Below are 12,848 nucleotides of genomic sequence, written 5' to 3'. Positions count from 1 at the left end.
TTATGCAGTTACTTTAGCAACAACACCAGCACCTACAGTACGACCACCTTCACGGATCGCAAAACGTAGACCTGGGTCCATTGCGATTGGGTGGATTAATTCTACTGACATTTCAACGTTGTCACCTGGCATTACCATTTCAACGCCTTCTTTCAACTGGATCGCACCAGTTACGTCAGTTGTACGGAAGTAGAACTGTGGACGGTAACCATTTAAGAATGGAGTGTGACGACCACCTTCTTCTTTAGAAAGTACGTATACTTCTGCGTCGAATTTAGTGTGCGGCTTGATTGTACCTGGTTTAGCAAGTACTTGACCACGTTGTACTTCTTCACGCTTAGTACCACGAAGTAAGATACCACAGTTCTCACCTGCACGGCCTTCGTCAAGAAGTTTACGGAACATTTCTACGCCAGTTACAGTTGTTTTAACCGTATCTTTAATACCAACGATCTCTACTTCTTCACCAACTTTGATGATACCAGCTTCAACACGGCCTGTTACTACTGTACCACGACCAGAAATTGAGAATACGTCTTCGATTGGCATCAAGAATGCTTTGTCGATTGCACGCTCTGGCTCTGGGATGTAAGAGTCAAGTGCTGCTACAAGAGCAAGAACTGATTCTTCACCGTAAGGACCAGCTTCACCGTTAAGCGCTGCAAGAGCTGAACCACGGATTACTGGAGTATCATCACCTGGGAAGTCATAAGTAGAAAGAAGTTCACGTACTTCCATTTCTACTAATTCAAGTAATTCTTCGTCATCAACAAGGTCGCATTTGTTTAAGAATACGATGATGTAAGGTACACCTACCTGACGAGAAAGAAGGATGTGCTCACGAGTTTGTGGCATTGGACCGTCAGTTGCAGCACATACAAGGATCGCGCCGTCCATCTGAGCAGCACCAGTGATCATGTTTTTAACGTAGTCGGCGTGGCCTGGGCAGTCAACGTGTGCGTAGTGACGAGTTGGAGAATCGTATTCTACGTGTGATGTATTAATTGTAATACCACGTGCTTTTTCTTCAGGTGCTGAGTCGATTTGTGAGTAATCTTTCGCTTCACCGCCGTAAGTTTTTGCACAAATTGTTGCAATCGCAGCAGTTAAAGTTGTTTTACCATGGTCAACGTGACCGATTGTACCCACGTTTACGTGTGGTTTATTACGTTCAAACTTGGCTTTAGCCATGATGATCTTCCTTTATTAACTACTCATGGAGGGTCGCTCCATGAGCACTTGGTTTTTAACTAAGAATTAGTTAGGGCTTATAGTAATCGAAAGATTACTCGTCGTCACCTTTTTTACCGCCAGCTTGGAATTTAGCGATGATGCCTTCAGCCACGTTACGTGGAGTTTCAGCATATTTAGCAAATTCCATTGAGTATGTCGCACGACCTTGAGACATAGAACGCATTTGAGTCGCGTAACCAAACATCTCAGCAAGTGGAACTTCTGCTTTAATTGCTTTTGTTCCACCAGGAAGATCGTCCATACCTTGAACCATACCACGACGACGGTTTAAGTCACCCATGATATCGCCCATGTAGTCTTCTGGAGTCTCAACTTCAACTTTCATGATAGGTTCAAGAAGAACAGGATCTGCTTTCATGAAACCATCACGGAATGCGTAAGAACCAGCCATTTTGAACGACAATTCGTCAGAGTCGACATCGTGGTAAGAACCGTCAAAAAGAACAGCTTTAACGCCTACAACTGGGTAACCAGCCAAGACACCATTCTTCATACGTTCTTGAATACCTTTGTCAACTGCACCGAAGAATTCTTTAGGTACTACACCACCAACAACTTCTTCAGCGAATTCGTATTCTTTACCAGCAGCTTCAACGTCAAGCGGTTCTAAACGAACATATACGTGACCGAATTTACCTTTACCACCTGTTTGACGTACGAATTTACCTTCTTGCTCAACAGTTTTCTTAATCGTTTCACGATAAGCAACCATTGGTTTACCGATATTCGCTTCAACACCGAATTCACGCTTCATACGGTCAACGATGATGTCAAGGTGAAGCTCACCCATACCAGCAATAATTGTCTGACCAGATTCTTCATCAGTGTGAACACGGAATGAAGGGTCTTCTTTAGCCAAACGGCCTAAAGCGATAGACATTTTTTCTTGGTCAGCTTTAGTTTTTGGTTCAACCGCTAACTGAATTACCGGATCTGGGAATTCCATACGTTCAAGTGTAATGATGTTTTTCTCATCACATAATGTATCACCAGTAGTAACGTCTTTAAGACCTACACACGCTGCGATATCACCTGCACGGATTTCATCAATATCTTGACGTTCGTTTGCGTGCATTTGCACGATACGACCGATACGTTCACGCTTAGATTTAACTGGGTTATAAACAGCATCACCTTGTTTAAGAACACCAGAGTAAACACGTACGAATGTTAAGTTACCTACGAATTTGTCGTTCATGATTTTGAACGCAAGCGCAGAGAACGGAGCTTCGTCAGATGCTTCACGAGACGCTTTAGTTTCGTCTTTATCGTCAAGGATACCTTCGATCGCTTTAACTTCTGTAGGTGATGGTAAGAATTCAATTACAGCGTCCAACATACGTTGAACACCTTTGTTTTTGAATGCAGAACCACAAAGCATTACTTGGATTTCAGAAGCTAATGTACGAGCACGTAAACCTGCGATGATGTCTTCTTTAGAAAGATCACCCTCTTCAAGGTACTTGTCCATTAACTCTTCAGAAGCTTCAGCAGCAGCTTCAACCATGTTTGTACGCCATTCTTGAGCAGTATCAACTAGGTCAGCTGGAATCTCGCCGTATTCAAACTTCATACCTTGAGAAGCTTCATCCCAGATAATTGCCTTCATTTCGATAAGGTCAACTACACCAGTGAATGTGTCTTCAGCACCGATTGGCACAACGATTGGCACAGGATTCGCACCAAGACGTGTTTTCATTTGTTCAACAACACGGAAGAAGTTTGCACCAGTACGGTCCATCTTGTTCACGAATGCTAAACGAGGCACTTTATATTTGTTAGCCTGACGCCATACAGTTTCAGACTGAGGCTGTACACCACCAACTGCACAGTAAACCATGCAAGCACCGTCAAGAACACGCATAGAACGCTCAACTTCGATTGTGAAGTCAACGTGTCCCGGTGTATCAATTACGTTGATACGGTGTTGTGGGAATTGGTTACCCATACCAGACCAGAAACAAGTTGTTGCAGCAGAGGTAATTGTAATACCACGCTCTTGCTCTTGTTCCATCCAGTCCATTGTTGCTGCACCGTCGTGTACTTCACCAATTTTGTGAGATACACCTGTGTAGAACAAAATACGTTCAGTTGTAGTTGTTTTACCTGCGTCGATGTGCGCAGAGATACCGATGTTACGGTAACGAGTAATTGGGGTTTGGCGAGCCATGATGTCTACATTCCTAAATGTTATCTTTAAAACAGGGCGCACCAATTAAATTGATGCGCACGAATACTCAAGCGGGGCAACTTAAATACCCGCAAAGCCCCCACTTTGGTAGAGAGCAATGTTGAATCTAGCTACTGTATGCATGAGTATTCTCCTGATTAGGGACTGTTTTATCCGCTTAGAAACGGTAGTGAGAGAAGGCTTTGTTAGCTTCTGCCATACGGTGCACGTCTTCACGTTTTTTGATCGCAGCACCTTTGCCTTCAGCTGCATCAAGCAACTCGCCAGCAAGACGTAAAGCCATAGTTTTTTCAGAACGCTTAGCAGCAGCATCTACTAACCAACGCATTGCTAAGGCAGTACGACGGGATGGGCGTACTTCCATAGGTACTTGATAAGTAGCACCACCAACACGGCGTGCTTTTACTTCGACCATAGGACGAACTTTTTCAAGAGTAGTCTCGAAAAATTCAACTGGGTCTACTTTGTTTTTTTCTTGAACGCGTTCTAAAGCACCGTAAACGATACTTTCAGCAATAGATTTTTTACCATCTTGCATTACGTGGTTCATGAATTTAGCGATTGTTTGGCTGCTAAATTTAGGATCTGGAAGGATCTCACGAGCAGCGACTACGCGACGTCTTGGCATTTTAATACACCTAATAATATGACACTTCAGGATGATCCAGCAGTTTGTACAAGTGTCATGTACACGACGCTGGCCTTACTATACGTCGCTTGAATTACAAATCTATGAAGAATTCAAACAAGCGAAACGCTAAAGGGCTTTTGGACTAGTTTCCCAGAATTACTTCTTAGGACGTTTAGCACCGTATTTAGAACGTGATTGGTTACGATCTTTAACACCAGCACAGTCTAAAGAACCACGAACGGTATGGTAACGTACACCCGGTAAGTCTTTAACACGACCACCACGGATAAGAACAACACTGTGCTCTTGTAAGTTATGGCCTTCACCACCGATGTAGCTAGATACTTCAAAACCTGAAGTTAAGCGAACACGGCAAACCTTACGCATAGCTGAGTTAGGTTTTTTAGGTGTAGTTGTATAAACACGTGTACAAACACCACGACGTTGTGGACAAGCCTTCAACGCAGGAACTTTGGATTTTTCAACCAAAGTCGTACGACCCTTACGGATCAACTGATTCGTTGTTGCCATATGGCAATTCTCCCGTTATTAAAAAACCTTAAAAAGAAAACACCTCTTTTTAAGGGCACATAATTGTAAGCCAAGATGCAAAAATGGTCAACATGGCAGCAGTTGCCAAATGTTGACCATATCAATGATTGACAGGATTATTTACAAATTTAAATAGGGGTGAAATTTAGTTTTCAAACCCTACCTTTGTAATTGTATTGTTAAGAGTACTTTTGCCCCTCTATAATGTCATCATTTTCTTCACTTTCAGGCTCTAATGCTGGCTTTTGTTCACTATGTTCATGTTCAACTACATGTTTCTCTGCAAGATGCTCAATTCCTTGGTGAACATTTTCTTGAATTTTTTCTTCGCTTTTTTCAGAAGTATTTGATTTGACCACAACAGATACTTTTGAAATTACATCATGATTTTCAATTTTATGATGCTGCGCAGCATGGACACTACCATTTTCACCCACATTTAAAAGACGTGGGCTCGCTTTTTGAATTAGAGTTACCGCCGCATAGTACGCCTGTAATGGTGATAAATGCTCATTTGGATGTTCATTTAAATAATGTCTTGCTGCACCGAAAATAGCTTGTGCCTTATGGCCTACATCTTCTTGTAACTTCCAACTATAAACAGCACTAAGCACTGCACCAGCTACTGGAGTAAACTTGCCTATCACAGCAAGTTGCGGAACTTTATTTAACCAGTTCCATTTAAACTCACCATTTTCATCAACTAACCAGCTTTTTAAGGTTTCAATATCATTTGAAGAGCCAAGTACTTGCTGGAACTGTTGAATATCTTGAGTCTCCAACATATTTCGTAAGGCTTTCAGTGCCAAGAGTAAAGTCTGCTTTTCCGCAATTAAGCTGATATCAACTTCTTTAAAAATAAATTCAACAACGTCTTGGTCAGTTGCTTCGGTTAAATCAAAGCCGTGTGATCTACCTGTTTGGTAAATTGTTCTCAAAACTAGGACTAATGAAACTGGAATATCTACGGCTGCTCCAACCATTCCAGATACGCCCGTAATTGCACCTTGAATACTGGCAATCAATTTATTTTGTTCAATAAGTGCCTGACTTAAACGTTGGGAGCGTGAGGTATCTTTTGTAAGCTCAAATAAGTCTTTAGCCCCCGCTTCTTCTAAAATTTTTTCAGTTAACGTACTTTTCGAACTAAAGTCATTCAACCAATCAAATAAATAGCTTGATATTTTTTCATTCCAGTCAGGTGAAATAAATGTAGCGATACCATTGACCTTTCTAAAATGGCGTCCAAATACCTGACGAGTAACTTTAGGTAAATGTTCACGTAACATTTGTTGTGGGCTTTCATACTGCTCCACTTCAAACGGACTTTTATTTCTGGCACTACCTTCTACTGTTTTGCCATTTGAAAGTGGCTCAACCAATTTACTTACCTCACCAATTTGACTTTGCTGCAAGATGTTTAAACCAGTAGAACTGAGCTTTTTAGCCACTCCGAAGACCTGAGAAAACAAATTGTCAGATTGATTATTATTAAATTTTGTCATCCAGTACCTCGATTTTTTAATTTATCTAATTAGAGATAAATACTAGGTGGAATGTGGATTTATCTCAACTTGAATGTGTGTATTTTAGTTAACCCTAAATGCAACATACTGTGTATTTGGTTATTTTTTTTAAATGCAAAATTGACATAAAGATTTGCCATAAGAAATAAAAAACCTTTCTGCTATCATGGTAGCAACGAAAACATGGGTCTACTGTTCTTACAGCTATATTCTCCTATCATTTAATAGCTGCTCATGATCATAGACTTTAAATATCACCATAAAGGGACCTGTAGATGAAACGTGTTGTAATCACTGGTATGGGTATTAACTCATGTATCGGTAACTCTTTAGAAGAAGTTACTCATTCACTTAAAAATGGAATCTCCGGGACACGTTTTAACCCAACTTATGCTGAACTCAATTTTAAAAGTCATGTCAGCGCTGCGGCAGAACAAGATTTTGACAATATTGATCGTAAATTAAAACGGTTCATGGGCGTATGTGCAATGTACGCTTATAACTCTGCTGTTGCAGCTGTTGAACATGCTGGCTTAAAAGCAGAAGATTTAGCAGATAATCCACGTTATGGTATTGCCGGTGGTTCAGGCGGTGGTTCAACTGCTTCTGTTGTAGAAATGACTGAGCTTTTAGAAACTAAAGGTGCTCGTAAAGTTGGTCCTTTCTTTGTTCCACGTAACATGACAAATACAATCACTGCAAACGTGGGTGTAGCATTTAAACTTCAAGGTATTGCTCACTCAATTGCAAGTGCTTGTGCAACTTCTGCAGACGCAATTGGTTATGCATATAACCTTATCGCTCTAGGCAAACAAGATCTTATGCTTGCTGGTGGTGGTGAAGAAGATCACTGGTCTCAAAGCCTATTGTTTGATGCAATGGGTGCTTTGTGTTCTAAATACAACGACACACCTGAAACAGCGTCTCGTCCATATTCTAAAGACCGTGACGGTTTCGTTATTGCTGGCGGTGGCGGTTTCGTTGTTCTTGAATCTCTTGAACATGCTCAAGCACGTGGTGCAAATATTCTTGCTGAAGTTGTTGCTTATGCTGCAAACAGTGACGGTGCTGACATGGTAGCTCCAAGTGGTGAAGGTGCAACTCGCTGTATCTTGATGGCTCTTGAAGAAGCGAAACAACACGGCGTAGATAAAATTGACTATGTAAATACGCATGGTACTTCTACACCAGCAGGTGACGTGACTGAGCTTAAAGCAATGGAACGTGCTTTCGGTGAAGGTAAAGTTCCACCACTTAGTTCAACTAAATCTATGACTGGTCACAGCTTAGGTGCTGCTGGTGTTCATGAAGCAATTTACTCTGTATTAATGCTTCAAAATGACTTTATCGCGCCAAACATCAACGTGACTGAGCTTGATGAAGGTACTGAAGGCTTTGATATTGTGCTTGAAAAACGTGATACAAAATTGAATACTGTAATGAGTAACAGTTTTGGCTTTGGCGGTGTTAACGCTTGCCTAATTTTCAAGAAGTGGGATGCATAATCCCGCGTAGGATTATCGATGGATGCACCTTCTGATGCTTTTTTGTGGGTAAAAGCATTACATATTATTGCTGTGGTTTGTTGGTTCGCTGCTTTGTTCTACTTACCACGTCTTTATGTTTACCATGCAATGAGTGATGATGCGGCAAGTCATCAACGCTTTGAAGTGATGGAACGTAAGTTGTATCGAGGTATTATGTGGCCGTCTATGATTGCCACATTAATTACCGCACACTTTCTTGTAGAGTGGGGCGATGCAACTAGACATTACCATGAAGCCACTTGGTTTTATCTAAAAGTTGGATTAGTGGCTTTATTAGTGATCTACCATTTAGTTTGTGGTTACTATCGCAAAAAGCTTATTGGAAATGCTCACTACAAATCACATAAGTTCTGGCGTTTCTTCAATGAAATGCCAACCTTAATTTTATTTGCTGTTGTGATTTTAGTTGTTGTAAAACCTCAGTTTTAACTGGGGTTTTTTATTATCTAGGACTCTCATCTCATTCTCTTATGCATTTTACTGACTCAACCTATTCATAATTTATTATTCAGAGCAAAAGACTTTTATACCAGTCTTAATACATTCTTATAAAAACATCTCATCTTTTTTATAAATTCAATCAACAGAAAGGATAAAGCATGAAAAGTCTGGCTTTTATTCATCGTAACGATACTCGCTTTGCGGTCGGTGATTTTTATCCAGTTCTTTCTGTTTTTTCCTACCATGAGTTAGGTAATACCCTCTCCCCCTTCTTACTACTCGACCATTTAGGTCCCGGAAAAATTGCACCTTCTATGAAACGTAGAGGAGTTAATGATCATCCCCATCGTGGATTCGAAACGGTAACACTTGTTTATGCAGGTGAACTGGAACATAAAGATTCATCTGGTGGAGGTGGATTTATAAGTGTTGGCGATGTGCAATGGATGACCGCAGCCTCTGGTGTGATTCATCGGGAATTGTTTAGTGAAGAGTATTCTCGATCTGGTGGTCCCTTTGAAATGATTCAACTTTGGGTCAATTTACCAGCAGCAAATAAAATGAATTCTCCGCGCTATCAAAGTTTAAAGAAAGCTGAAATACCGATAGTGAAACTGGAAAATGAAGCTGGATTTGTACGTATTATTGCAGGGCAGTTTAAGCATGTTATAGGCCCTGCACTCACTCACACTCCTATTACCGTATTAGATGTAGAGCTTCAGGCAGGTCAACAAACTGCCTTCCCTGCTCAATCTGGTGAAACAGCTTTAGTTTATTTACGTTCAGGTCGGGCACAATTTCAAAAAGATGAAGACGTTTTAGAGGAACAAGGCCTAGCAGTCATGTCAAACCAAGGAGAGCATTTCTCTATTACTGCCCTGCAAAGCTGCAAATTACTTATTTTGACTGGACAACCCATCACAGAACCGATTAATGGTCATGGTCCATTTGTAATGAATACTTATGATGAGATTTTACAAGCCTATGATGATATTAAAAATGGAAGATTTGCCAAGTAAAACAGGCTAACTGCCGCATGAGAAACAAATGACAGTTATTTGCGTCTGTCTTTCAACATAGTTGATGTATGTTATGCTACAAACCAATAGATGAACTTATTTACTAGCAAAACTATGTTCACTCTCAACGCTTTTAAACTTGTCATATATCGCCAATTTATTATTTTCACCCTTTTTATATTTCGTCACTTAAAAAGCTATCCAATTCGATTTCTTACACCTGAAGAAAAAGCTTTAGCACAAAGGGTGTTTGGGAGTTTGCTAGATTGTGAACGTCCTAAAATTATTGCTACTCGTTACTTACCGTGGCAAGCGCATGGAATTTTGATGGCTCCAAATGGGAATATATACGTCAATCTTTCTGACTACAGCAGTAATTACGCGCTAGAGTCTAAATTCATACAAGGGATTTTTATTCATGAGCTAGCTCATGTTATGCAATACCAACGAGGTATTCATGTATTACTAAAAGGTGCGTTACTACAATCCGCCTACTATCTGAGTTTTAAATATTACAATCCTTATAAATATACTTATCATCCTCAGAAAGCATTTAGTTCTTACAATATTGAGCAGCAAGGAGAAATTGCTAGAGATATCTGTTCAGGTAAACTGCCAAATATCATTTGTTTACCTCAATTTGATTTGTAACTAAATAATCCAGTTTGTTTTCAACGTAACTTTTTTGCTAACTTATCAATAGAAATTTGATAAACAAAAAACATAAAAATAAAGTTGAGATCTAAATTTATTAATGTCAAATTATTGAAAATAAGTATAAAAACTTATTTCAAATTTTTGAGCGATAAGGCAGTATACAAACAATAAAAATAATGAAGCTTGTTTCTATTGTATACAGAAAATCTCGTTATTTTTACGCAGAAAATATGTGATTGGTATATATTATTGATCTTGACATTTTTGTTTACTATTTTACGTGTTTATTATCGTGCTATACACATCGTTGAAAAATTATATCCATAAAAATCAACACTATGTGTATTTATATTCGTTATGATCTAGGATTAGGTTTGAATGAAAAGTTTTAAAGTTGCCCTTGCTCAGTTTTCTCCGCATATTGGCAATATTGACTCAAACACCCAAAAGATGATTGAGCAAGCAAATCAGGCGAAAAAACAAGACGCTGACCTGATTATTTTTCCTGAGCTTTCTGTGATTGGTTATCCAGCTGAAGACTTATTGTTACGTCCAAATTTAAATAAGCGGATGCAAAAGGCTTTTGCTCAACTTAGTGAAGTTAAAGATATTGTGATGGTTTTCGGCTTCGTAAACCAGACAGAAGATGGCCAACGTTATAATTCAGCTGCTGTCATGAAAGACGGTCAGGTTTTAGGTGTCTTTAATAAACATAACTTGCCAAACTATAGCGTTTTTGATGAAAAACGTTATTTCCAAAAAGGCCATCAGCACTTGGTGTTTGAGTACTTAGGCCATAAGTTTGGTGTACTCATTTGTGAAGATATCTGGTCAATCAATACAGTAAAACAATTAAGCCAATTAAATGTTGATACTGTACTTGTGCTTAATTCATCGCCATATGAAGTGGGTAAACCACAGCATCGTAAACAGACATTAAGTGAGCTTGCAAAGCAGCTTCATTTAAATATTGTTTATGTTAACCAAGTTGGTGGACAAGATGATTTAATTTTTGATGGTACAAGTTTTGTCAGCAATCAAAATGGTGAAATTGCTTTACAAGCACCTAGCTTTAAAGAAGATCTCTATATTGCTGAATTTGACCGCGATACAAAATTATATAAAGTTGTCGAGTCTGCTCCTGCACTAGAAACTTTTGCAGAGATCTATCAAGGTCTAGTCATGGCAACACGTGACTATGTAGAACGCTCAGGTTTTCCTGGAGTAATCTTAGGTCTTTCTGGTGGTATTGACTCTGCCCTTACGCTTGCTATCGCAGTTGATGCAATCGGTGCAGAGAGAGTTCAAGCTGTGATGATGCCATATACTTACACTTCTCAAATTAGTGTAGAAGATGCAGCGGAGCAAGCTCGCCGTATGGGCGTGACTTTCGGTATTGCCGAAATTCATTCAATCGTAAATAGCTTCATGCAAACTTTGTATCCGTTCTTTGGTAATTCACCAGCCGATGCGACTGAAGAAAATTTACAAGCGCGCGCTCGTGGCACATTGCTTATGGGCTTATCTAACAAGTTTGGTAATTTAGTTCTTTCTACAGGTAATAAATCTGAACTTTCAGTTGGCTATTGCACACTTTACGGTGACATGGTGGGTGGCTTTGCTGTTCTCAAAGATGTTTATAAAACAATCGTGTTTGAATTAGCAAAATACCGTAATAGCTTAAGTGAAACTCCGGTTATTCCTGAGCGTGTAATTACTCGCCCACCTTCAGCAGAACTGCGTCCAGATCAAAAAGACCAAGACTCTTTACCAGCGTATGATGTATTAGATGCTATCCTTTATGCATACATTGAGGAAGATTTAGGTCAGGCAGACATTATTGCCAAAGGTTTTGATAAAGAAGTTGTTGAAAAAGTCATCCGTTTAGTTGATCGTAATGAATATAAACGTCGTCAAGGTGCGATTGGCCCGAGAATTACTTCTCGTGCATTTAGTCGCGAACGACGTTATCCGATTGTCAACGGTTGGACAGCGAATGACTGAGCAGAAAAACTCATCAAAAACTACAGCACTTGCTCAAGCACTTTTGCTTGAGCAGGTGGAATTTTTCAAAAAACAATTATCTATAGAAAACTCACCTATTTATTTCCGGCAATTTATTCAGCTTTTTATGCAACATGCCGATGAAATTAAACTTTATGAAGTTGTGGATTTAGAACAATTACAAGCCGTTGTGAAACGCTATGCTTTTGAAATGCAGCTTGGTGCAGGCTTGCTTGAGTTTATTGGGGAAATTGCACAACGTATTTATTTATCTGCCATGAAATCTCCAGTTCAGCTACAAGACTTGGTATCCGATCACCAGTTTGAAATGTGGCTTTCCAAGTTTTTGGAAATGGAGCATATTCCACATTATCTCAATCAGTTTTTAAGAACTAGCCCTTCTGTTCAACAACTTTGCCAATATATTGCCACTTCAACCTTAGAACAAAAATTACCTAAATTTCTAACGGCCTCTAGAGTGGATGACTACCATTTTGAATGGCAACATAAACTCAAAAAATTCTCTTTTTTACAGCAACAACGTCTTGAGCATAAGCTTGAAACGTGGATTGCCAGCTTTATTCATGAACAACTGACAGAATTAAGCCTTTTATCGGCTGAAGATTTAGAAAGCTTAGTACGTCATATCTGGGAAGATATTAGACATAAAAAAATCTATGAGTTTATGAAACAGCTCACTCCTCTCGATGTTGAGGAGTTCTTTGTTTTAATTTATGAATACTGGAAAGAATTACGACAGTCACAATTTATGCAAGGTCTTATTTTGTATGGTGTCGAAGTTTTTTATGATTTTTATAAAGACCAAAGTTTATTTGAAGTATTAAGTGCAATTGGTTTATCCGAAACTGACTTACAAACTGAAGCTTTACGTTTTTATCCAAAAGTTATGGATGCCTTTAATGAACACGGTATTTTGGAACCGTTACTTCAAGCGCTCTTAGCTCCTTTTTATCAAAGCTCAAAAACACTCGATATAATTGAAAAACATCTTAGTGAGTAAAAAAT

The 12,848-nt window shown here is 39.3% G+C and carries 11 protein-coding genes; 6 read left to right on the top strand and 5 right to left on the bottom strand.

Annotated elements, in window-relative coordinates:
- The 5 genes from tuf to MKL36_RS07930 form a co-directional block, all read right to left on the bottom strand.
- On the bottom strand, positions 1–1,191 hold the full coding sequence (gene tuf, locus MKL36_RS07950) for an elongation factor Tu (RefSeq protein WP_001029610.1): 1,191 nt from the start codon (positions 1,189–1,191) through the stop codon (positions 1–3).
- Positions 1,192–1,285: 94 nt separating this feature from the next.
- On the bottom strand, positions 1,286–3,424 hold the full coding sequence (gene fusA, locus MKL36_RS07945; RefSeq protein ID WP_000113824.1) for an elongation factor G: 2,139 nt from the start codon (positions 3,422–3,424) through the stop codon (positions 1,286–1,288).
- 178 nt (positions 3,425–3,602) lie between these two features.
- Positions 3,603–4,073 (bottom strand): 30S ribosomal protein S7, encoded by a 471-nt coding sequence (gene rpsG / locus MKL36_RS07940; protein WP_001138055.1) that lies wholly within the window; start codon positions 4,071–4,073, stop codon positions 3,603–3,605.
- Positions 4,074–4,232: 159 nt separating this feature from the next.
- Positions 4,233–4,607, bottom strand: coding sequence for a 30S ribosomal protein S12 (gene rpsL, locus MKL36_RS07935; RefSeq protein ID WP_000246374.1), 375 nt, complete (start codon positions 4,605–4,607; stop codon positions 4,233–4,235).
- A 200-nt stretch (positions 4,608–4,807) separates the two neighbouring features.
- Entirely contained in the window at positions 4,808–6,133 is a 1,326-nt protein-coding gene (locus MKL36_RS07930; protein WP_021511486.1) for an EcsC family protein, read from the bottom strand.
- A 296-nt stretch (positions 6,134–6,429) separates the two neighbouring features.
- Between MKL36_RS07930 and MKL36_RS07925 the strand changes: the two genes are divergently transcribed.
- The 6 genes from MKL36_RS07925 to MKL36_RS07900 all read left to right on the top strand — a co-directional run bounded on the left by MKL36_RS07925 (position 6,430) and on the right by MKL36_RS07900 (position 12,843).
- Entirely contained in the window at positions 6,430–7,659 is a 1,230-nt protein-coding gene (locus tag MKL36_RS07925; protein ID WP_000832710.1) for a beta-ketoacyl-ACP synthase II, read from the top strand.
- A gap of 18 nt (positions 7,660–7,677) precedes the next feature.
- Complete coding sequence (gene hemJ, locus MKL36_RS07920; protein ID WP_000339888.1) at positions 7,678–8,130, top strand: protoporphyrinogen oxidase HemJ; 453 nt, start codon at positions 7,678–7,680, stop codon at positions 8,128–8,130.
- 170 nt (positions 8,131–8,300) lie between these two features.
- Positions 8,301–9,161 (top strand): pirin family protein, encoded by an 861-nt coding sequence (locus MKL36_RS07915; RefSeq protein ID WP_021511487.1) that lies wholly within the window; start codon positions 8,301–8,303, stop codon positions 9,159–9,161.
- Positions 9,162–9,251: 90 nt separating this feature from the next.
- The gene (locus MKL36_RS07910; protein ID WP_021511488.1) at positions 9,252–9,812 is read left to right on the top strand and encodes a hypothetical protein; all 561 of its coding nucleotides are present in this window, start codon (positions 9,252–9,254) and stop codon (positions 9,810–9,812) included.
- Between the two features lie 384 nt (positions 9,813–10,196).
- Positions 10,197–11,822, top strand: coding sequence for an NAD+ synthase (locus tag MKL36_RS07905; RefSeq protein ID WP_021511489.1), 1,626 nt, complete (start codon positions 10,197–10,199; stop codon positions 11,820–11,822).
- The gene (locus MKL36_RS07900) at positions 11,815–12,843 is read left to right on the top strand and encodes a hypothetical protein (protein WP_000139298.1); all 1,029 of its coding nucleotides are present in this window, start codon (positions 11,815–11,817) and stop codon (positions 12,841–12,843) included. The genes MKL36_RS07905 and MKL36_RS07900 overlap by 8 nt, the downstream gene beginning before the upstream one ends.
- Positions 12,844–12,848: the final 5 nt, after the last annotated feature.

It is taken from the genome of Acinetobacter sp. AOR12_HL (assembly GCF_027855275.1).
In the GTDB taxonomy this organism is placed as follows: Bacteria; Pseudomonadota; Gammaproteobacteria; order Pseudomonadales; family Moraxellaceae; genus Acinetobacter; species Acinetobacter baumannii.
The sequence above is the reverse complement of the archived record's forward strand: the minus strand, read 5'-3'. Positions and strand labels throughout refer to the sequence as shown.